This window comes from Kitasatospora sp. DSM 101779, from assembly GCF_025655475.1.
In the GTDB taxonomy this organism is placed as follows: Bacteria; Actinomycetota; Actinomycetes; order Streptomycetales; family Streptomycetaceae; genus Kitasatospora.
Window position 1 is genome coordinate 1,999,700 of record NZ_JAHTIK010000001.1, and the last position, 21,209, is coordinate 2,020,908.

Annotated in this window: 19 protein-coding genes; 8 read left to right on the forward strand and 11 right to left on the reverse strand. The window is 74.5% G+C overall.

What is annotated here, in order from left to right; genetic code table 11:
• A partial coding sequence (locus tag KSNIM_RS09285; protein WP_317634005.1) for an SbcC/MukB-like Walker B domain-containing protein occupies positions 1–688 on the forward strand: 688 nt, incomplete at its 5' end.
• A 111-nt stretch (positions 689–799) separates the two neighbouring features.
• On the opposite strand, the gene KSNIM_RS09290 is transcribed toward KSNIM_RS09285, so the two are convergent.
• The 3 genes from KSNIM_RS09290 to KSNIM_RS09300 form a co-directional block, all read right to left on the reverse strand.
• Positions 800–1,021 (reverse strand): hypothetical protein, encoded by a 222-nt coding sequence (locus KSNIM_RS09290; protein ID WP_263102749.1) that lies wholly within the window; start codon positions 1,019–1,021, stop codon positions 800–802.
• A gap of 100 nt (positions 1,022–1,121) precedes the next feature.
• On the reverse strand, positions 1,122–1,544 hold the full coding sequence (locus KSNIM_RS09295; protein WP_263102750.1) for a YjbQ family protein: 423 nt from the start codon (positions 1,542–1,544) through the stop codon (positions 1,122–1,124).
• A 143-nt stretch (positions 1,545–1,687) separates the two neighbouring features.
• Positions 1,688–1,963 (reverse strand): hypothetical protein, encoded by a 276-nt coding sequence (locus KSNIM_RS09300; protein WP_263102751.1) that lies wholly within the window; start codon positions 1,961–1,963, stop codon positions 1,688–1,690.
• Positions 1,964–2,996: 1,033 nt separating this feature from the next.
• Between KSNIM_RS09300 and KSNIM_RS09305 the strand changes: the two genes are divergently transcribed.
• Both KSNIM_RS09305 and KSNIM_RS09310 read left to right on the forward strand, forming a co-directional pair.
• Positions 2,997–5,231 (forward strand): bifunctional glycosyltransferase family 2 protein/CDP-glycerol:glycerophosphate glycerophosphotransferase, encoded by a 2,235-nt coding sequence (locus KSNIM_RS09305; RefSeq protein ID WP_263102752.1) that lies wholly within the window; start codon positions 2,997–2,999, stop codon positions 5,229–5,231.
• 196 nt (positions 5,232–5,427) lie between these two features.
• Complete coding sequence (locus tag KSNIM_RS09310) at positions 5,428–6,099, forward strand: lysophospholipid acyltransferase family protein (protein WP_263102753.1); 672 nt, start codon at positions 5,428–5,430, stop codon at positions 6,097–6,099.
• On the opposite strand, the gene KSNIM_RS09315 is transcribed toward KSNIM_RS09310, so the two are convergent.
• Entirely contained in the window at positions 6,072–6,953 is an 882-nt protein-coding gene (locus KSNIM_RS09315; protein WP_263102754.1) for an alpha/beta fold hydrolase, read from the reverse strand. The two genes, KSNIM_RS09310 and KSNIM_RS09315, sit on opposite strands and share 28 nt — an antisense overlap.
• A gap of 134 nt (positions 6,954–7,087) precedes the next feature.
• Between KSNIM_RS09315 and KSNIM_RS09320 the strand changes: the two genes are divergently transcribed.
• Positions 7,088–7,528 (forward strand): MarR family winged helix-turn-helix transcriptional regulator, encoded by a 441-nt coding sequence (locus KSNIM_RS09320; RefSeq protein WP_263107880.1) that lies wholly within the window; start codon positions 7,088–7,090, stop codon positions 7,526–7,528.
• Between the two features lie 51 nt (positions 7,529–7,579).
• Here the strand turns inward: KSNIM_RS09320 and KSNIM_RS09325 are convergent, their stop codons facing one another.
• From KSNIM_RS09325 to KSNIM_RS09350, 6 genes are all read right to left on the reverse strand, one after another.
• Positions 7,580–9,379 (reverse strand): ABC transporter ATP-binding protein, encoded by a 1,800-nt coding sequence (locus KSNIM_RS09325; protein WP_411543682.1) that lies wholly within the window; start codon positions 9,377–9,379, stop codon positions 7,580–7,582.
• 127 nt (positions 9,380–9,506) lie between these two features.
• Complete coding sequence (locus tag KSNIM_RS09330) at positions 9,507–10,280, reverse strand: SDR family NAD(P)-dependent oxidoreductase (protein WP_263102755.1); 774 nt, start codon at positions 10,278–10,280, stop codon at positions 9,507–9,509.
• A 94-nt stretch (positions 10,281–10,374) separates the two neighbouring features.
• Positions 10,375–11,379, reverse strand: a complete 1,005-nt coding sequence (locus tag KSNIM_RS09335) for a zinc metalloprotease (RefSeq protein ID WP_263102756.1) — start codon at positions 11,377–11,379, stop codon at positions 10,375–10,377.
• Between the two features lie 253 nt (positions 11,380–11,632).
• Complete coding sequence (locus KSNIM_RS09340) at positions 11,633–12,565, reverse strand: SDR family oxidoreductase (protein WP_263102757.1); 933 nt, start codon at positions 12,563–12,565, stop codon at positions 11,633–11,635.
• On the reverse strand, positions 12,562–13,494 hold the full coding sequence (locus KSNIM_RS09345) for an alpha/beta fold hydrolase (RefSeq protein ID WP_263102758.1): 933 nt from the start codon (positions 13,492–13,494) through the stop codon (positions 12,562–12,564). Before KSNIM_RS09345 ends, KSNIM_RS09340 begins: the two co-directional genes overlap by 4 nt.
• Positions 13,491–15,047 (reverse strand): flavin-containing monooxygenase, encoded by a 1,557-nt coding sequence (locus KSNIM_RS09350; RefSeq protein WP_263102759.1) that lies wholly within the window; start codon positions 15,045–15,047, stop codon positions 13,491–13,493. The genes KSNIM_RS09345 and KSNIM_RS09350 overlap by 4 nt, the downstream gene beginning before the upstream one ends.
• A gap of 198 nt (positions 15,048–15,245) precedes the next feature.
• Between KSNIM_RS09350 and KSNIM_RS09355 the strand changes: the two genes are divergently transcribed.
• Complete coding sequence (locus KSNIM_RS09355) at positions 15,246–16,001, forward strand: MerR family transcriptional regulator (protein ID WP_263102760.1); 756 nt, start codon at positions 15,246–15,248, stop codon at positions 15,999–16,001.
• A gap of 70 nt (positions 16,002–16,071) precedes the next feature.
• Entirely contained in the window at positions 16,072–16,962 is an 891-nt protein-coding gene (locus tag KSNIM_RS09360) for a DMT family transporter (RefSeq protein ID WP_263102761.1), read from the forward strand.
• Positions 16,963–17,192: 230 nt separating this feature from the next.
• On the opposite strand, the gene KSNIM_RS09365 is transcribed toward KSNIM_RS09360, so the two are convergent.
• Positions 17,193–17,969 carry a (2Fe-2S)-binding protein gene (locus KSNIM_RS09365; RefSeq protein WP_263102762.1) on the reverse strand — a complete coding sequence of 259 codons (777 nt, stop codon included), beginning with the start codon at positions 17,967–17,969 and terminating at the stop codon, positions 17,193–17,195.
• 336 nt (positions 17,970–18,305) lie between these two features.
• Here KSNIM_RS09365 and KSNIM_RS09370 point away from each other — a divergent pair, with 336 nt between their 5' ends.
• Positions 18,306–19,502 carry an acetyl-CoA carboxylase biotin carboxylase subunit family protein gene (locus KSNIM_RS09370; RefSeq protein ID WP_263102763.1) on the forward strand — a complete coding sequence of 399 codons (1,197 nt, stop codon included), beginning with the start codon at positions 18,306–18,308 and terminating at the stop codon, positions 19,500–19,502.
• The gene (locus tag KSNIM_RS09375; protein WP_263102764.1) at positions 19,499–21,190 is read left to right on the forward strand and encodes an IucA/IucC family protein; all 1,692 of its coding nucleotides are present in this window, start codon (positions 19,499–19,501) and stop codon (positions 21,188–21,190) included. The genes KSNIM_RS09370 and KSNIM_RS09375 overlap by 4 nt, the downstream gene beginning before the upstream one ends.
• Positions 21,191–21,209 lie beyond the last annotated feature (19 nt).

Genomic DNA, 21,209 nt, shown 5'->3' on the forward strand with positions numbered 1-21,209 from the left:
GGCCGCCGACCGGCTGCAGCGGGCCGCGGCCGAGGCCGGCACCGCGGAGCGGCGCTGTACCGCGCTGGCCCGGATCGGCGCCGATCTGGCGGGGCTGGCCGCCGAGCTCGCCCCCGAGCTCGCCGAGTTGGGCCGGATCGGCCGGCTCGCCGCGCTGGTCGCCGGCGCCCCGGCGGAGAACGCGCTGCGGATGCGCCTGGAGTCGTACGTGCTGGCGGCCCGGCTGGAGCAGGTCGCGGCTGCGGCGAGCGCCCGGCTGGTGCGGATGTCGGGCGGCCGCTACACGCTGGTGCACAGTGACGGCCCGGTCGCCGGCACCAAGCGCTCCGGCCTGTCGCTGCGGGTGGTGGACGCCTGGACGGGCCGCGACCGGGACACCGCGACGCTCTCCGGCGGCGAGAGCTTCTTCGCCTCGCTGGCCCTGGCGCTCGGCCTGGCCGACGTGGTGACGGACGAGGCGGGCGGCATGCCGCTGGACACCCTCTTCATCGACGAGGGCTTCGGCAGCCTCGACGAACAGACCCTGGAGGAGGTCATGGACGTCCTGGACGGCCTGCGCGAGCGGGACCGCGCGGTGGGCATCGTCAGCCACGTCGCCGACCTGCGCAGCCGGATCCCCTCCCAGCTGCTGGTGCGCAAGCAGCGGCACGGCTCGACGCTGGCCGTCGCGGACCGCGAGGACGCCTGACGGGCCGGGCCCCTCGCCCGGCGGTCGGCACCTGAGCGGTCGTCAGGGGCTGCCGACAGGCTCGCCGGTCTCCGGTCGGCCTGCGTGCGGGCGGCCCGGGATGACGGGTGGTCAGCCGGCGCAGGCGATCCGCTGGGCCTGCTGCCAGGTGCAGACGGCGCAGAGTGTCCGGCCGGCGTGGTCTGCCGGGTACTCGGTCGGCTCGCCGCACAGGACGCAGTCCGCGCGCGGGCCGTCGTCGGCCGTCGGGGTCAGTCCCTGCACGGCCTGACCGGCGGCAGGGGCGAGCTCGCAGACGGCGTCCGTGGCGGTGGGGGTGTCGGGCTCGGTCATGGTCGCCTTCCTCGGTGGTGGTCCGGTGCCGGGTCGGCCCGGGTGGGCGTGCGGGCGCCGGCACCTGTGGGCAACGCCGCCCTGCGGTGGGGTGTGCCCGTCAGCCGAGGAAGCTGAGCCGGACCGTCCGCCGTGGGTTGTCGACGTTGGTGTCGACCAGGACGACGGACTGCCAGATGCCGAGGGCGAGCTTGCCGCCGATCACCGGCAGGGTGGCGTGCGGGGCGACCAGCCCGGGCAGCACGTGGTCGCGGCCGTGGCCGGGGGTTCCGTGCCGGTGCCGCCAGCGGCCGTCGGCGGGCAGCAGGTCGCGGAGCACGGACAGCAGGTCGTCGTCGCTGCCGGCGCCGGTCTCGATCACGGCGATGCCTGCGGTGGCGTGCGGGACGAAGACGTTGAGCAGTCCGTCGCGGCCGGCGGCCGCGGTGGTGAGGAAGGCCGTGCAGCGCTCGGTGATGTCGAGGGCGACCTCGCCGGTGCCGGTGGTGGTCTCGAAGGTCAGCGTGTGGAAGGTGTCCGCCATGGGGCCATCCTGACGCATGGCCGCCGCGGACCGGCGGATGTCCCGGGGAGTGGGACAGAGGCATGACGAGGACCCGGCGGACGGTGACTGTCCGTCGGGTCGTGGCCGGACACGGCTCCCGCTGCCGGGCTGCCGTCGCGCTGCTAGTGCCGGCTGCCGAACAGGCTTCGGCGCAGGCGGCGCAGCGGAGTCAGCAGCGACACCCGGGCGGTGCGCCGGGGCGCGGCCTGCGTGCCGGGCGTGCCGGTGCCGCGCGGCGTCAGCTCCCTTATCAGGCCGAGGGCCTCCGCCGTGTCGACCGCCGAGAGCGCGGGCGCGCCGAGGACGGCCAGGTGGCGGTCGATCCGGCGGCCGGTCGTGCCGACACCGCACTGGATGGCCGGCACTCGAGGCCGGGCTCGCACTTGCATCTGTTCCATCGTTTCCCACCCCTACGAGGCGCCAGGGCCGTGAGGCGAAGACTATCCGTGAGTGGCTCTCCGCGCACAGGCGTCCTGGTGTTCTGCCACCGTATCGTGCGAACGGATCTGACACTTCACCAGACGGCCGTGGCCTCGGTCACGACTGGGCATCGATCACCTCCGACACAGCACCGCAGGTCGGGCATATCGGACGCACTTCAAACCTGTCGGCGGCAGCATGCCGGGTGCCGGAGCCGCGTACGGCGTCACGGCCCCGGCGCGCAGGGGGCGGGGGGAGCTCCGGGGGTGCGGCCGGCGGGCAGCCCGCGCGGGTGACGGTCCGGTCGACCGGGTCACCGGTGCGGGTGAGAGCGCGGTCGGCCCGGCCGGGCCGAGCAGGCGCCACGGAACGGGGCGGTCCGGCGTCCGGCGACGCCCGCGGAGGACCGCCCGCCGGCCCTTGGGCAGCCCTTCGGCGCCCCTCCGGCACGGCCATCGGCACCACCCCTGGCCCATGCCGGGCACCGGACGGGACTGTCTTCATAACTTGAACGCGCCCGAGGGATTGACGTGACGGAAACCTACAAGCAATATTTCTACAGACACGGAGTTCCCGAGCCACCCGTCGAGACTCCTGTCGAATGAGTTCGACAGATGAAGAAAACTTCCGACACCTGCTGAGTCACTGTCCGGCCGTCTCGACGCTGCGGCGGCCCGACTCAGGTGCGGTGACGGACCGGCGGTCGGTCGTTGAGGGTCGGCCGGACCGCCAAACCGGACTGCCGGTGCCGCCGCTCGCACGGCGCGGCACCGGCGGTCGCGTTTTCCGGCCGCCGTCCGGGGCCGCTGCCCAGTCCCCGGACGGCGGACCGCGATGTCCGCGCCCCTCGGCACCGGTCGACAGCCGCCGCTCCTTCACAGTCCGAAGCGATCGGCCCGGGACACGCCACCGACACCCCGGCGATCACTTTCTGTCAACCGGCCGTCCACTTGCGCTCGCTACAGTGGGCTGTACCGGGCGAGCAGCCGCCGACCCACTGTCCTGCGCGGAGTGAACACCAGCGTGAGCCCCCTCCTCAGCATCGTCCTGCCGGTCCACGGAGTGGAGCGCTTCCTCCCCGACTGCCTGGACTCGCTGCGCGCGGAGACCGCCGCACCGGGCGAGGTCGAGATCATCGCGGTGGACGACCTCTCCCCCGACGGCTGCGGCGCGATCCTCGACCGCCATGCGGCCCGCGACCCCCGGCTGCGGGTCCACCACCTCGCCGAGAACCGGGGCCTGGGCGGCGCCCGCGAGGCCGGGCTGGCCGAGGCCGCCGGCCGCTGGATCTGGTTCGTCGACAGCGACGACCGGCTGCTGGACGGCGCCCTCGACGCCGTCCTCGCCGAGCTCCGCGCCGAGGAGCGGCGCGCCGAGGACGGGCTGGACCCCGCCGACGTCCTGCTCACCGACTTCGTGCACGTCTACAACGACGGCGGCACCGAGCCCAACCCCTGGCACCACCACCTGACCGGGCCGGAGCTGGCCGCCGGCTGCACCGCGGCCGACCACCCCGACCTGCTGCGCGCCGTGATGGCGGTGTGGAACAAGGTGCTGCGCCGCGACTACCTGCAGGGCCTCGGCGTCTCCTTCGGCCGCGGCTACTACGAGGACATCTCCGTCACCTACCCGGCCCTGCTCGCCGCCGGCCGGCTGCGGTTCCTGGACCACCCCTGCTACGCGTACCGCCGCGGCCGCCCCGGGGCGATCACCAGCACCCCGTCCGCCAAGCACGCCGACGCCTTCGCCCAGTACGAGGAGATCTTCGCCTTCCTGGACCGGCGGCCGAGCCCGCTGCGCGCGGCCGTCTTCGAGCGGACCGTCCGGCAGGCCCTCACCGTGTACGACACGCCCGGGCTGGTGCCGGCCGCGGCGCGCCCGGACTTCTTCCGCCGGATCACGGCGCACATCGCGCGGCACCGCCCGCCCGGCCACCTCTTCCCGTGCGGGCCGCGCGGCCTGCCCTACCGGCTCGCCTCCCGGGGCGCCCGCCGCTCCTACGACGAGCTTCAGCGCACCCGGGCACTGCCGCGCGCCGCCCGCCGCGCCACCCGGGCCATCGCCCCGGCCGTCCGCCGGGCGGTGCGCGGCGGCGCCCGGTTCGCCGCCTACAACGCCTTCCGCCGGCTGCCGCTGGACGAGCACCTCGCCGTGTACGCCGCCTACTGGCACCGCGGCTACGCCTGCAACCCGGCCGCGATCTACGAGCGGGCCCGCGAGCTGGCCCCGCAGATCCGCGGCGTGTGGGTGGTGGAGACCCGCGCCCAGGCCGACGCGCTGCCGCCCGGGGTGCCGTACGTGCTGGTGAACACCACCGCCCACCTGCGGGCGATGGCCACCGCCAAGTACTTCGTCAACAACGTCAACTTCCCGCACACCCTGGGCAAGCGGCCGGGCACCGTGCACCTGCAGACCCAGCACGGCACCCCGCTCAAGAGCATGGGGATGGACCTGAGGGCCCATCCGGTCGCCGCGGACGGCATGGACTTCGACCGCCTCCAGGAGGCCGTCGACCGCTGGGACTACCTCGTCTCCCCCAATCCGCACACCAGCGAGCACTTCGCCCGGGCCTACCCCGGCCGGTACCGGCTGCTGGAGACCGGCTACCCGCGCAACGACCGGCTGGCGCTGGCCACGGCCGAGGAGTGCGCCGCCGTCCGCGAGACGCTCGGCATCCCCGCCGGGCAGCGCACGGTGCTGTACGCGCCGACCCACCGGGAGACCCGCGGCGGCTACCCGCAGCTGCTGGACCTGCCCGAGCTGGCCCGCCGCCTCGGCCCCGGCCACACCCTGCTGGTGCGCACCCACTACTTCCACACCGGCGGACCGGGCGACCTGACCGTCGGCCCGGACGCCGCCCGGATCGTGGACGTCTCCGACCACCCGGTGGTCGAGGACCTGTACCTCGCCGCGGACACCCTGGTCACCGACTACTCCTCGATGATGTTCGACTACGCCGTACTGGACCGGCCGATCGCCCTCTTCGCCCCGGACTGGGACGAGTACCGGGACGTCCGCGGCGTCTACTTCGACCTGCTCGCCGAGCCGCCCGGCGCGGTCGCCACCACCCCCGGACAGCTCGCCGACGCGCTGCTGGCCGGCGACCCGGAGCCGCAGCTGCGGGCACGCTTCCGCGAGCGGTTCTGCCCGTGGGACGACGGGCACGCCGCCGAACGCGTCGTCCGGCAGGTGTTCCCGACCACGACGCCGGAAGCCGCCGCGGACCGCCGGGTGCTCACCGCCTGACACCGCCCCGGCGCACCGGGTGACGGTCCGTCAGCCTACCCTGTCCGGCTGTGCGACCGCGCGGGTGCTCAGCGTGACGAGGATCTCGGTCGACCCGCCCCGGGAGGGAGTGGACGGACGCCGGGGTGCATGTCGTAATGTGCGGACTGATCCCGGGCCGACCGGTCGGGACACGTCGGCCGGCCAGGGAGGGCCCATGCTCAACCTCATCACGAAGCTCGTGCTCAAGCCGCTGGCAAAGACCGTCTACCGTCCGGTCGTCGAGGGCCTGGAGCACGTGCCTCGCAAGGGTGGGGTGATCCTGGCCAGCAACCACCTGTCCTTCGTCGACAGCGTGGTGATCCCGCTGACGGCCCCGCGCCAGGTGTACTTCCTGGCCAAGGCCGAGTACTTCACCGGCACCGGGCTCAAGGGCGCGATCTCCCGCGCGTTCTTCACCTCGGTGATCAACGCCGTGCCGGTCGAGCGCGGCGAGATCCGCGCCGCCGCCGCCTCGCTGGAGCAGGCGCTGGAGATCCTCAACGACGGCAAGGCCTTCGGCATCTACCCGGAGGGCACCCGTTCGCTGGACGGCCGGCTCTACAAGGGCAAGACGGGCGTGGCCTGGCTGGCGCTGACCGCCGGCGTGCCGGTCGTCCCGGTCGCCCTGGAGGGCCCGCAGGAGATCCTGCCGGTCGGCAGGCGGATCCCGCGGATCCGCCGGGTCACGGTGCGCTTCGGCAAGCCGCTGCACTTCCCCGAGCTGCACGGCCAGGCCCGCTCGGCCCGGGCCCGCCGCCAGGTCACCGACGAGGTGATGGCGGCGATCCACGCACTGTCCGGCCAGGAGCTGGCCGAGGCCTACAACGAGGCGCCGAAGGCGGCCTGATCCCGGCCGCGGCCGAGGAAGGCCGCCAGCCGGGCGTTCAGCCCGTCCGCGCCCACCGCGGGCAGTCCGTGGTGGGTCGCCCCCTCCAGGACCGCCACCTCGCCGTCCGGCAGCGCCCTGCGCGCCGCCGCGGTGACCTTCCGCGCGTCGTGCGCCCCGCTGCGGCCGGCCACCAGCACCAGCATGGGGCTGCGCAGCGCCGTGGCGTCCGGCCGGCGCAGCCGCAGCGGCCGGGCCAGGTCGGGCAGGAGCGCGCCGTGCGCGTACACCTCGGCGCAGTCCGGGTCGGCGGTGCCCGCGGTCTCCCGGGCGAGGAGGGCGAGGGCGTTCGCCCGTGAGGGGCGGAGCAGCAGCGGCAGCGCGTGCAGCAGGTAGCCGGGCCGGAAGCCGGCGAAGCACCGGGTGGGGTCGAGCAGGACGAGCCGGTCCACCCGCTGCGGCGCTCGCACCGCGTACTCGAACGCGAGCAGGGCGCCGTAGGAGTGGCCGCAGAGGTCGGTCCGGTCGGCGCCGAGCCCGTCCAGCAGCGCGTCCAGCCAGCCGGCCAGATCGTCGCCGGTGCGCAGCGGCCGTCCGCCGCGGGTGCTGTCACCGGCGTCGCCGGGCAGGTCGACCGCGAGCACCCGGTGCCGCCCGCCGAGGGCGGCGGCGGTGGCGGCCCAGACCGCGCCGGTGGCTCCGCCACCGGGCAGCAGGACGAGCGGCGGCGCCCCCGCGGGGCCGTGCGCGTGCACCCTGGTGGTGCCGTACGGGGTCGGGACGTCCAGTTCGGCGGTGCCGGCCGGCCAGCGGGCCAGCAGGGCGTCGTAGGCGGTGCGGAAGTCCTGGAGAGGGCGGGACACGATGGTGGACACGGCTGACCCCCGGTCATCTCGTCGACGGTATCTCGTTGGCCAATTCTCTCGCTGAACGAGAGAATAACCCCGGACGGTCCGGCGGAGGAAGGACGGTGGATGCGGTGGCGCAGGAACGGCCCGAGGGGCCGGCGATGGAGCTGGTGCACCTGCTGCGCGCGGTGACGGTGGAGTTCGACCTGCTCGGCGCGGAGTTCGCGGCCCGGCACGGCCTGCACCCGACGGACCTGCGGGCGCTGATCCACCTGCTGGACGCGGCCCGGGCCGGCGAGACCGTCACCCCCGGCCGGCTGGGCGCGGCGCTGCGGCTCAACTCGGCCGGCACCACCGGCCTGGTCGACCGGCTGGAGCGGCTCGGCCTGGTGGCGCGAAGCCGGGACGAGCGGGACCGCCGCCGGGTGCTGCTCACCGTCGACGAGAAGGCGGTCGGGCTCGGGTGGTCGTTCTTCGGCCCGGTGATCGGCGCCCTGGTCGGCGCGGCGGACGGCTTCGACGAGTCGGAGCTCGCGACCGTCCGCCGCTATCTGACGGCCGCCCTGGCGGCCGCCGCCGGGGCCCGCGAGTCCGCCGGCTGACCGGGAGCCGCCTTCAAAGGCACGTGGGCGGTCACGCCGGGGGCGCGCATCTCAGGCGGCCTCCTCGCGGCGCAGCAGCGCGGCGTAGCGGCCGCCCCGGTCGACCAGGTCCTCGTGGCTGCCGAGCTCCAGGACCTCACCGGCGTCGAGCACGGCGATCTGGTCGGCGTGCCGGATCGTGGAGAGCCGGTGGGCGATGGTGATGGTGGTGCGGCCCACCGCGAGCGCGTCGATGGCCTGCTGCACGGCGGCCTCCGTCCGGTTGTCCAGGGCGCTGGTGGCCTCGTCCAGGATCAGCACGGGCGGGTTGCGCAGGATGGTGCGGGCGATCGCCAGGCGCTGCTTCTCGCCTCCGGAGAAGCGGTAGCCGCGCTCGCCGACCAGGGTGTCGTAGCCGTCCGGCAGGGCGGCGATCATGGGGTGGATCTGGGCGGCCTCGGCGGCCGCGACGAGTTCCTCGTCGGTGGCGTCGGGCTTGGCGAAGCGGAGGTTGTCGGCGACCGAGGCGTGGAAGAGGTAGGTCTCCTGGGAGACCACGCCGACCGCCCGGGCCAGGGTGTCGAAGGAGAGCTCGCGGACGTCGGTGCCGTCGATGCAGACCCGGCCGCCGGTGACGTCGTACAGCCGCGGGACGAGGTAGCTGAGGGTGGTCTTGCCGGAGCCGGTCTCGCCGACCACGGCGAGCGAGCTGCCGGCCGGGACCTTGAGGTCGACGCCGGTGAGGGTGGGGCGCTCCTGGTCGCCCTGGTAGCGGAATTCGACGCCCTCGAAGGTGACGTCGCCGCGGACGCGGTCCAGCCGCACCGGCCGGGCCGGTTCGGCGATCTCCACCGGCAGGTCGAGGTACTCGAAGATGCGCTGGAAGAGCGCCAGCGAGACCTGCACCTGCACCCCGGTGGAGAGCAGGCTGACGGTCGGCCGGAAGAGGCCCTGCTGGAGCGAGACGAAGGCGACGAGCGTCCCGACCGAGACGATCGGGGCGCCGCCGGCCGCGGTCAGCCCGGCGGCCCAGTAGATCACCGCGGGCATCGCGGCCATCACGACCTGGATGGTGGACATCCGCCAGCGGCCGGCCATGTTGACCCGGACCTCCAGGTCGGCGAGCTCGTCGGACTGCCGGGTGAAGTCCCGGGAGAGCGAGTCGGCGCGGCCCATGGTGCGGCCGAGCAGGATGCCGCTGACCGAGAGCGACTCCTGGACGGCGGAGCTCATCGCGGCGAGTTTGCGCTGCCGCTCGGTGGTGATCTTCTTCCGCTCGTTGCCGACCCGGCGGCTGATCCAGACGAAGACCGGGAGCAGCAGCAGCGAGACGACGGTGAGCCGCCAGTCCAGGGCGACCATGGCGACCACCGTGGCGATCACGCCGGTGAGGTTGGAGACCAGCGAGGTGGCGGTCATGGTGACGGTGGACTGCATGCCGCCGATGTCGTTGGCGATCCGGGACTGCACCTCGCCGGTGCGGGTCCGGGTGAAGAACGCCAGTGACATCCGCTGCAGGTGGGCGTAGACGGCGGTGCGCAGGTCGTGCATGACGCGCTGGCCGACCACGGTGGATATCAGGGTCTGCAGCACGTTGAAGATGCTGTTGACGACCGCGGCGGCGATCATGCCGAGGCACAGCAGGGTGAGCAGCCCGGTGCGGCCCTGCGGGATCGCGGTGTCCAGGGTGGCCCGCAGCAGGAACGGCGTGACGACGGAGACGACGGCGGAGGCCGCGACCAGCAGGCCGACCAGGGTGAGCCGTCCGCGGTAGGGCCGGAACAGCGCGAGGATGCGGCGGAGCGGGACGGGCGGGGTCGGCTCGGTCCGGTCCTGTTCGGCCGGGGTCCAGTCGATCCGGTCGAGCTTCAAGGGCGACCTCCGGGGACGGGGGCGGGCGGGGCCGCCGGGCAGGGCTTCATCATCATTAGCCTAACTAATAATGAGTCTGGCCCTATTCCCGGCGTCCCGGCCGCGCCGCCCCCGGTCCGGCCGGCGCTCAGTTCGGGCCGTAGCTGCGGCCGGCCTTCGAGGAGATCGCGCCTGCCCGGCCGCTCGGCACCAGCCGGGCCAGCGCCACCGCCAGCTTGTAGCGCTTGCCGGGCACCGAGACGGTCTTGCCCAGCACCAGGTCGCGCAGCGAGTCGTCGACCACCCGGTCGGCGTCCAGCCAGCCCCAGGAGGGGATGTTGGAGGTGCCCATGCCCGCCCGCGCGTGGAACTCCGTCCGGGTGAAGCCGGGGCAGAGCGCCTGCAGCCGCACGCCGCTGCCGGCGATGTCGCGGGCGACGCCCTGGGTGAAGCTGACCACCCAGGCCTTGCTGGCCCCGTAGGTGCCGCGGGGGAAGAAGGCGGCGACCGAGGCGACGTTGACCACCGCGCCGCGGCCGCGCTCGCGCATCCCGGGGACGGCCGCGGTGGTCGTCCGCAGCACCGCCTCGACGTGCACCTTCAGCATGTCCAGCTCGGCCTCCAGCGGGACCTGGAGGAAGGCGCCCTTGTTCCCGAAGCCGGCGTTGTTGACCAGGATGTCGACGGGGCGCCCGCCGTCCCGCAGCCGCTCCTCGACCGCGGCGATGCCCGCCTCGGTGGCGAGGTCGGCGGTGAGCGTCTCGACCCGGACGCCGAAGCGCTTGCCGAGGTCCGCGGCGGCCGCCTCCAGCCGCTCGGTGTCGCGGGCGACCAGCACGAGGTCGCGGCCGTCCCTGGCGAGGCGTCGGGCGAAGGCGGCGCCGATCCCGGCGGTCGCGCCGGTGATGAGAGCAGTGGTCATGCGCCGACCGTACTGGGTCGAACCGCCCGGGCGCACGGGCGCCACCCGCCCCGGGTGGGTCCGGGGCGGGCGGCGCCGGCCGGCTGGGCCGGGGTCAGGCCCGGTAGGCGGCCCAGGAGTTGGTCATCCGGGTCACCTGGCCCGCGGTGAACTGGTACATGCAGGAGTCGTACGTGTAGTCCATGAAGTTGTGGATCGGGTCGACGCCGGCCTTGCTCGTGCAGGTGTCGCGGCCGGTCGGGCAGGCGTACGCGGCGCTCTTCTCGGCCGGGGTGTCGGCCACGTAGTCGCCGTTGCCGTTGCAGCCGCCCTGGAAGGTGTGGTAAAGCCCGAGCCAGTGGCCGACCTCGTGGGTGGCGGTGTCGCCCTCGTTGTAGTTGGTGGCCGAGCCGCCGGGGACGGAGGCGTCCAGGATCACCACGCCGTCGTCGGTCGGATTGGAGGAGTAGGAGCTCGGGAAGGTCGCCCAGCCCAGCAGGCTCTGGCCGAGGCTCGCGGTGTAGAGGTTGAGCGCGTTGGCGCCGCCCTTGCGCAGGGTGGACTTCATCTGGGTCTCGGCGCTGGAGCCCGGCGTGATGCCGTTGTACCAGGCGGCCTTGTCCGTGTAGTCGGTGCCGGCCAGCGTGAAGGTGAAGGGCGTCGCGGTGTTGCCGGTGCCCTGGCCGCCGTACGCGGCGTTGAGTACGGCGATCTGGTTCGCGATCGTCGCGGCCGACAGCTTGCCCGTCGTGCCGGAGTGGACGACGTGGACGTAGACCGGGATGCTCGTCGCCGCCAGGGCCGAGTCGGCGAGCAGCTGGGAGCCCTGGGCGGTCTTGGCCAGCTTGGCCACCCGGGCCTTGAGCTCGGCGTCCATCGCCTGGGCCTGCAGGTCGGTGACGGCGTTCGGCTCGTGCGCGGTGGAGCCGGCGGCGCGGCGTGCGGCCGCGTCCTCTCCCCCGGTGCAGGCCGCGGCGCTCGGCGCGGCCAGCACGGTGGACGAGGCTGGCAGGGCCAGCTGACCGACCGACAGGACGCCGGCCAGGGCGGTCGCGGCGAGCAGCCGGTTGCCGCGGAAGGCCGCGAGGGCAGGACGGATGACACGGGCAGAACGGCGCATCTGCTCTCCCGAGGAGGGTGTGGGGGAATGGCGGCATTGGGGGCCGCCGAGCAGAGGCTACGCATTCCCGCCGTGCACGTGTCAGATGCGTTCCGGCCGCGAAATAGTGCGGACAAATCACTCAAATGCCGGATGTTTACCGGCCATTGGGCTGTTCATGGGGAGCTTTTACGCCAACGTAACCGCACCCGGTTGGCCGAAAGCGGTCAGGGCCGGGGTGCCGGATTCCGCCACCCCGGCCCGAGACTGACGGTCAGTCCGCCGTGCCGTCCAGTCGACCCGCCGCCGGTTCACCCGGAAGGGCGCCGGCGGTCCGGGCCGCGGTGTCGGCCTCGCCGCCCGCGCCGACCGGCCGCAGCCGCTGGTCCGCGGTGGCCCTCAGCTCCGGTTCCAGCCGGGCCATGTCCCGGCGGCCGCCGAGCGCCACCACCGAGGGCAGCAGCCAGCGGACCGGCTGCATGCCGCGCAGCCAGGCCTGCGCGTAGACGTGCACCGAGCGCCGGGCGATGCCGGCGATCAGCCGGTCCACCGCCGGGCCGAGCGGGTAGGTCTTGTTGGCGGGCCAGGGCAGCCGGGCGCGCATCTGCTTCAGCACGGTGTCCTGGTCGGCACCGCGCACCATGTCGGTGTCGGTCCAACTGAGGTAGCCGACGCCGACCCTGACGCCCTGGTGGGCGACCTCGGCGCGCAGCGCGTGGGCGAAGGCCTCGACGCCCGCCTTGCTGGCGCAGTACGCGGACATCAGCGGCGCCGGGGTCAGCGCGGCCAGCGAGGCGATCTGCAGCAGGTAGCCGCGGCTCTCGGTCAGCGCGGGCAGGAAGGCCCGGGCGGTGGCCACGCTGCCGAGCAGGTTGACCTCGATCACCCGGGTGAAGGCCCGGTGGTCGCTGTCCAGCAGCGGGCCGCCGATGGCGATGCCGGCGTTGGCGACCACGGTGTCGATCCGGCCGTAGCGGTCCTGGATCTGCCGGGCGACGGCGCTCAGCGCCTCCAGGTCGGTCACATCGGCCTCCCAGGCGGAGGCGTGCGGGCCGCACTCCGCGGCGACCGCCTTCAGCTCGGTCGGCTCCAGGCCGACCAGGGCCACCTTGGCGCCCTGGGCGGAGAGCCGGCGGGCCATCAGGGCGCCGATGCCGCGGGCGGCACCGGTCACCACCACGACCTGGGAGGACAGGGGCGGGTTCATGCGGTGGCGCTCCTCTGCGTGTCGGCGCGGGTGTCGGCGGTGAGGGCGACGATCCGGCGGATCTCGGCGGCGACCTCGGCGGGCCGCTCCATCGGGGACATGTGCCCGGCGCCCGGCAGCTCCAGCAGGCCCTGCGGGTCGGGCAGCGCGGCGGCCATCCGGCGGGCGTGCACCGGTGGGGTGAGCCGGTCCCGGCTGCCCACCACCACGGCGGTCGGCGCGGTCAGCCTGGCCAGACCCGCCGTCACGTCCAGTTCTCCGAGCACCTTCGCCCAGCCGTGCCGGACGGACGTCGGGCAGGCGTGCACGATCCGCGCGCAGGCGTCCACCCGGGCGGCGGGCGTGGCCGGGCCCATCGTGGCGTATTTCAGCAGGGCGCGGCTGACGCCGTTGACCGGGCCGAGCGGCAGCTTCGACTCCAGCACGGCGCGGTGCAGCGCCCGGCGCAGGCCGACGCCGCGGACGGCCGCCGGGACGACCAGCAACTCGGCGACCAGGTCGGCCGGGCCGGTGCTGATCAGCAGTGCGCCCGCCGTGCGGGCGGCGACCTCGCCGCGGTCGGCCGCTGCCATGATCGTCATGCCGCCCATGCTGTGGCCGGCCAGCACCGCGCGGCCGCCGGCCGGCAGGACGTCGGCCAGCACCGCCTCCAGGTCGTCGGCCAGCCGGGCCGTGCCGTACCCGGCGGGGCCGGACGGCACGTCGCTGCGGCCGTGGCCGCGCTGGTCGTAGGCGACCACCCGGTGGTCGGCGGCCAGCCGGTTGACCACCGGCGCCCAGAACGGGGTGGAGCAGGTCCAGCCGTGGGCGAGGACGACCACCGGGCCGTCGGCGGGCCCGTACAGCTCGACGTTGAGCCCGGTGCCGTCGGCGGAGCGGACCCGCCGGATCGCGGCCGGGTCGGGCAGCACGCAGTCCGCGTCGATCACGCCGGCACCTCCTCGGCGGGCACGGCCGGGGCGGGGACGGCCGCGGTGCGCTTGATCAGCTCGTACTCGGCGAGGTCGACCCGGCGGGTGGCGCGGCGGAAGGCGGTGGTCGACGCGGGCCACAGCACGGTGTTCTTCCCGCTGTCGTCGAGGTACCAGCTGACGCAGCCTCCGGTCGTCCAGACCGTGCGGTCCATCCGGTGCTGCAGTTCGAGGTTCCAGTGCTTCTGCGCGACGGCGGTCGGCTGCATCGCGGTGGCGCCGACCGAGTCCAGGGTGGTGAGCGCGTCGACCAGGTAGTTCAGCTGCGACTCGATCATCAGGATCATCGAGCTGTTGCCGAGGCCGGTGTTCGGGCCGATCACGAAGAACAGGTTGGGGAAGCCGCGCACGGTGGAGCCGCGCAGCGCCTCCATGCCGCCCTTCCACTCCTCGGCCAGGCTGCGCCCGCCGATGCCGAAGACCCGCCGGGCGATCGGCATGTCGGTGACGTGGAAGCCGGTGCCGAAGACGATCGCGTCCACCTCGTGCTCGCTGCCGTCGCCGGCCACCAGCGTCGAGCCGCGGACCTCGGTGAGCCGGGAGGACACCAGGTCGGTGTTGGCCGCGGCCAGCGCCGGGTAGTACGTGTTGCTCAGCAGGATGCGCTTGCAGCCGATCCGGTAGTCCGGGGTCAGCCGGGTGCGCAGCGCCGGGTCGGCGACACCCCGGGCGATGTGCTTCTCGGCGATCTTCTGGACGAGCTTCAACAGGCCGGGGCGGCGGACGAAGGCGTCCACCTGGAGCTCGCGCAGCGCGAAGAGCGTGCCGCGGCGCAGCGCACCGGTCGGCGGCAGGGCGCCGTGCAACCACTTCTCCAGACCGGAGATCTCGCGGTCGCGGCGCGGCAGCACCCAGGCCGGGGTGCGCTGGAAGACGGTGAGCCGGCCGACCCGCGGCTGGATCGCCGGGATGATCTGGGCGGCGGAGGCGCCGGTGCCGACCACCGCGACCCGCTTGCCGGCCAGGTCGTAGTCGTGGTCCCAGCGGGAGGAGTGGAAGACCTTGCCGGGGAAGTCGGCGAGGCCCGGGACGTCCGGGATCTGCGGGTCGGCGAGCGGGCCGGCGGCCGAGACCACGGCGTCGGCCGTCCAGGTGCCGGCGGACGTGGTGAGCCGCCAGCGGGCCGGGCCCTCCTCCCAGCGCGCCTCGGTCACCTCGGCGTTGAACCGCAGGTGCGGGCGGAGCCCGAAGGTGTCGGTGACCTTCTCCAGGTAGGCGCGGATGTCGGGCTGCCCGGAGAAGCTGCGCGGCCACTCCGGGTTCGGCGCGAAGGAGAAGGAGTACAGGTGTGAGGGGACGTCGCAGGCGCAGCCCGGGTAGCTGTTGTCGCGCCAGGTGCCGCCGACGGCGGCGGCCCGTTCGAGGATGACGAAGTCCGTGATGCCCGCCCGGCGGAGCCGGACGCCGGCGCCGAGGCCGCCGAAGCCGGAGCCGATCACGGCGACCCGCACGTGCGGGTGGGCGGTCGCGCCCGGGGCGGGTGCGTCGGGCTGCTTGCTGCGCGATGCCATGCGGCGGCTCCAGGGCAGGTGGCGAGGGTCGGGGGCGAGGTGCTGGTGGATCCGGGTGGAGCTGGTGGAACGGCAGGGACTGTCGAGCCTAACCGCGCCAGTAATCACTGGCACGATTGGCAGAGTAGCCGCTGCCGCCCCGGTGCGGAAGAAGCCGGACACGACATCTCGCGGCGCGCCCGCCCTATGCTGAGCGGCGTGCCGGAGATCACCAGCAGCAGCGGGCAGCCCCGCGAGTACCGCGTCGAGGAACTCGCCGCGGCCGCCGGCATCACCACCCGGACCCTGCGCTTCTACCGGGAGCGCAAGCTCCTCCAGCCGCCCCGCAAGGAGGGCCGGATCGCCTGGTACGGCGAGCAGCACCTCGCCCGGCTGAGGATGATCGGCGAGCTGCTGGAACGCGGCCACACCCTCGGCGGCATCACCGAACTCATCGGCGCCGGCGAGAGCGGCCGCGACGTCGCCGACCTGATCGGCCTGCGCGACGAGATCGCCGCCCCCTGGTCCGACGAGACGCCCGTCCGGGTCGGCTGGGACGAGCTCCTCGCCGCCTTCGGCGATCAGCTCACGCCCGAGAACACCGCCGAGTCCATCGCCCAGGGCTACATCACCGTCGAGGAGGACGGCATCACCCACATCAGCCGCCGGCTGATGGACGCCACCCTCGCCCTGGTCGCCGAGGGCGTCCCGCTGGCCGCCGTCCTCGACGTCAGCCGCAGGACCCAGGCACACCTGGACGCCGTCGCCGAAGCCTTCACCGAACTCGCCCGTGACCACCTGCTCGGCGGGCTCGCCCACGTCGACGAGCTCACCCCCGAGAAGGCTGCCGAACTGACCGAGCGGATCCGCCGGGTCCGCCCGCTCGCCCGGGCCACCGCCGACGCCCAGTTCATGCTCGCGATGGACCGCACCGTCCGGGCCGCGTACGACAAGCTGCTCTCCGAAGGCAGCTGACCTCAGCCGCTGGCCGGTGGCGCGAATATTTCGGTCGGCACCGAACTCCCCGGCCGGTACGGTGCGCGGCATGGAGCAGACACTCACCGACGCCGCCGCGCCGCTCGACGGACGCGCCCTCGCCGCGGCCGCCACCACCGTCGTGCTGTGGGCCTCCGCCTTCGTCGTCATCCGGGACGCCGGCGCCTCCTTCGGCCCCGGGGCGCTCGCCCTCGGCCGGCTCGCCGTCGGCGCGATCGCCCTGGTCGTCCTGCTGGCGGCCCGCGGCGAAGGGCTGCCGCCGCGGGCCGCCTGGCCCGGCATCGCCGCCTCCGGGGTGCTCTGGTTCGGGTTCTACATGGTGGCGCTCAACTGGGGCGAGCAGCAGGTCGACGCGGGCACCGCCGCGATGGTGGTCAACATCGGCCCGCTGCTCATCGCCCTGCTCGGCGGCTGGCTGCTGAAGGAGGGCTTCCCGCGAGCACTGGTGGCCGGGCTCGCGGTCTCCTTCGCGGGCGCCGTCGTGACCGGACTGTCGATGTCCCGCGGGGCCGGGCACGGCTCACTGCTCGGCATCGTGCTCTGCCTGCTGTCGGCGGCGGCGTACGCGGCGGGCGTGGTGCTCCAGAAGCCCGCGCTGCGGCACGCCACTCCCCTGCAGACCACCGCCTTCGCCTGCCTGATCGGCGCACTCGCCTGCCTGCCGTTCACCGGCGGCCTGGTGCACGACCTCGGCCGGGCACCGGCCTCCGCCGTCCTCGGCCTGGTGTACCTCGGCCTCTTCCCGACCGCCCTCGCCTTCACCACCTGGGCCTACGCCCTCTCCCGCACCACCGCGGGAAGGATGGGCGCCACCACGTACGCCGTCCCCGCGCTGGTGGTGCTGATGGCCTGGCTCCTCCTGAACGAACTCCCCGCCCCGCTCGCCCTCGCCGGCGGAGCCCTCTGCCTCGCCGGCGTGGCCGTCTCCCGCAGGGGATAGGCGATCAAGGAAAGGAGCCGGCACCTCAGGGGCGCGCGGGGGCACCCCGGCCGAAGGCGGGGGGACAACCGCGTGCGGCGGAAGGCGACCCGCCCCACCCCGACGTACCGTCAATCCGGCCGTGCCGGGCGACCACTGACCGCGGTTACCGGTCCAACGGGTATCGCCGCATCCGAACTGCGCAGTTCCCCGCGCCCCTGGGTGCCCGTTCGCGCTTCGCCCGAACGGGCTCACTGCTCCAGGCGGCGGATGCGTTCCTCGTCGGGGGTACGGGGGCAGGTGGTGCAGGCCTCGTCGGGGCGGACGGCGTAGTAGAGGCAGCAGCCCTGGCGGGTGCGCGTCCAGTGGCGGCGGCCCTCCGTTCCGCGGAGGCGGCGGAAGGCCGCGGCACCGCTGAGGGGCGGGGTGCCGCCGGGCAGCAGGACGGAGGCGGCGGCGACCGCCCGGTCCTCCTCGCCGAGGACCCGGCCGAGGTACCAGAGGGCGGAGACCAGGTCGTCGGTGACCATCCCCCAGAGTGCGTGCGGTCCGCGCCGCACGTACGGCTGGAACGCGCCGAGCACCGGCCCCGCGTGCGCGGCGACCGCCGTCCGGAGCCCCTCCGGTCCGTGCGGCCCGTCGTCGGGGAGGTCGGCCAGCAGGGCGAGGTCGCCGGTCGACTCCTCGATCCAGAGGGCGGAGGGGGCGATCCGGGCGGCCCGCCCGTCGAGGTACCAGGGCCCGGCGGTGAGCAGGCAGAGCGACCAGAGGTAGTGGTGCAGCAGTCGGGAGGCGGCGACGTGTGGTCGCGGGGCGGCACCGTGCGCGGCCTCGATCCGGGCTGCCTCGGCGGCGACCAGGGCTTCGGCGCGGGCGGCCAGGGCGTCTCCGGGGCACCAGCGTTCGCGGTCGGCCGGCGGCCGGTCGAGCAGGGCGACCGGCAGCGCCGGACAGATGTCGACAAGACGCCGAATCGACGCAGGTGGTCCGGCGGCGACAGAAGCGCGCACGGCCGTCAGCTGGAGCATCAGAGACTCCCGTGATCAACTAAGGTATGCCTCACCTTACATGGGCCTGACGGATCGTCGATACACCGACACCCCGACAGATCGGCCGATTTGACGCGATTAGGTACGCCTAACCTAAGGTTCGGTTCCGTGTCCACCGCTGAGCGCCCCGCGGCCGAAGCCTGCACCGCCGCCACCGGCCCCGGCCGGGCCGCGGTTTCCGGGCGCCGCCCCCGGGCACGATCGACCGCACCGGACCGGCCGCCCGACCGCCCGTCGGCGGCCAGTCCCGCCGCCCGACGCCGACACGTGCCCGCACCCACGCCCCGCGGGCCCCTGCCACCGAGGACGACGCCCATGCGGCTGTACCTGCTCGCTCTGAACCCGACCGACTCGGTCACCGAGGGCTTCCTGCCCGCCGCCGACCGGCTCGGCCTCTCCGTCACCGTGCTCACCGACCAGCCTGACGCCCACCGCGAGGCCTACCGCCGGCTCGCCGCACCGCCCGAGGTGCTGGGCTGCGAGGTCCGCGACTTCCGGGAGGTCGTCGGCACCGTCTCCCGGCACCGCACGCCCGACGCGGTCTTCAGCAACAGTGACCACCTGCAGACCCAGGCCGCCCTCGCCGCCGACTACTTCGGCCTGCCCGCCAAGGACTGGCGGGCCACTCTGCGGGCGAAGAACAAGGCGCAGCTGCGCCGCCACCTCGCCGCGGCCGGCCTCGACTCGGTTCACGCCCTCGAACTCGCCCCCGGGCAGCTGGTGTCCGAACTCGACCCGTCGTACCCGTGCGTGGTCAAGCCGCGCGAGGGGGTCGCCAGCGAGGACGTCGCACTGGTCGCCGACGCCGACGAACTCGCCGCCCACTGCGCCGCGGTCCGCCGCCGCCGGCCGCAGGACGCCCTGGTGGTGGAGGAGTTCCTGGAGGGCGAGCTGCACACCCTGGAGACCCTCGGCGACGCCGCCCGCCGGCACGTGCTCGGCGGGTTCCGCACGCAGGTCTCCCCGCCGCCGCACTTCGTCGAGGAGGCCCTGGAGTTCGTCGCCGAGCACCCCGGGCCGGTGGTCGACCAGGTACTGGCCCACCTGGACGCGCTCGGGGTCGGCTTCGGCGCCTGCCACACCGAGTTCGTCGTCCAGCCGGACGGCCGCGCCCGCATCATCGAGGTCAACTACCGGGCCATCGGCGACCAGTGCGACCTGATGCTGGCCAAGCTGCTGGACGTCCCGTACTTCGAGCTGGTGCTCCGCGTCCACCTCGGCGAGGCGCTGCCGGACGACCTCGGCGCCCGCACCGGCACGCACGGCCACAACCGGCCGGTGCTCGCCGACCGGGCCGGCACCCTCACCGCCGCCCCGCCCGCGCAGGAGCACGAGGAGGACGGCGTCCACCTGGTCTACCGGCCGTTCCGCGCGGTCGGGGAACACCACGAGCACCACCGCACCAACCGGGACTACCTCGGCGTGGTCTGGGCGGTCGGCGCCGACCGGCGGGCCGTCGACGGCGCGGTCGACCGGTTCCTCGCCGCCAACCGCTGGGAAATCACCCCGTGACGGCGGCCGTCCGGGTGGACGACCCGGAGGAGCTGCTCACCCGCCGCGTACTGGGCGCACTGCACCGCGAGGACGTGCTCGGGCTCCGGTCGGCCGCCGTCCTCGAACAGCGGCCGGACGGCGCCTGGCTGCGCGGCGGGCGGCTCGCCCTGCCGGTCGCCGAGGACGGATTCCAGAGCCGCTGGACGGCCCGGCGCCCGCTGCTGGAGGTCGACGGCCGCCCGCTGACCGGCCTCGACGCGATTCTCGACGCGGTGGCCGGCCTCGCCGATCCGCGCGACCGGGACGGCCACACCGCCTTCGCCGAGGAGTGCCGGCAGGCGCTCGCCACCATGCGGCTGCACGACCGGGCCCGGCCCGCGGTCCTCACCCGGCTCGCCGAACGCCTCGGCCCGGACCCGGCCGACTGGGCCGGGCCTGCCGCGTCCCTCGGCTTCGACACCCTCGCCGCCTACCTGGACCACCCGGTGCACCCCGCCGGGCGCGGCCGGGCCGGCCTCACCGACGACCATCTGCGGGGCCACGCACCCGAGTTCCACCCCGCGTTCGAGCTGCGCTGGCTCGTCCTGCCCGAGGCGGCGGTCACCCGGCACGGCGCCGGCCGGCTGCCCGGCTGGTGGCCCGCCCCGGCCGACCTCGGCGTTCCCGGCCCGGGTTTCGCCCTGCCCGTCCACCCTCTCACCGCGACACCCGGGCTGGCGGCCCTGGTGCCCGGCGCCCGGCTCGCCGAGCGGCCGCACCTGACCGTCCGGCCGACGCTGTCCATGCGCACCGTCGCGGTCGTCGCGGATCCGGCCGTCCACCTCAAACTGCCGCTCACCACCGCCACCCTCGGCCTGCGCAACCGGCGCACCGTCAAGCCCGGCAGCCTCGTCGACGGCGCCGCCGGCCAGCGGCTGCTGGAGGCCGTCACCGCCCGCGAGCCGCGCTTCGCCGCAAGCGTGCTGCACGCCGACGAGCAGTGCTTCCTCCACGCCGGCCACGAGCTCCTCGCCGTCCTGCTGCGCCGCCAACCCGGCGGCCTGGACGGTGCGGTGACCGTCCCGCTGGCCGCCCTGCTCGCCCCCGCCCCCGGCGGCCGCACCGTCCTCGACCACCTCGCCGACCGCTTCCACGGCGGCGACGTGCTGCGCCTCTACGACGAGCTGCTGCAACTGCTGCTGGACTGGCACACCACCCTCTTCTCGTACGGCATCGCCCTGGAGGCGCACCAGCAGAACACCTCGCTGGTGCTGGACCGCCCCGGCGGACGGACCCGGATGCGGCTGCTGCTCAAGGACGACGACGGCCCGCGCATCAACACCACCCGGCTCGGCGAACTCGCCGCCTACGCAGACGAGTTCGACGATTCCCGGATCGCCGGCACGGAGGACCGGCCGGTCACCGACCTGTTCGCCACCATCACCGGCCACCTCTGCACCGGCGCCCTCGCCTTCGGGCTCGCCGCACTCGGCCGCGCGCCGCTCGCACGGACCGTCGGACTGCTGCGCACCCGGCTCACCGAGGCCGTCGACCGGATCGGCCCGGCCGGCGCCCCGCTGCGCGCCGCCCTGCTCGACGCCCGGGAACTGCCGGTGAAGGCCATGGTCACCGCCGGCACCCTGCTCAGCAAGGAGCGCTCCGGCGCGGCCGACATCAACAAGCACTACACCACCGGGCCCAACTACCTGCGGGAGACGCCCAGGTGAGCACGCCCGCAGGCGCCCG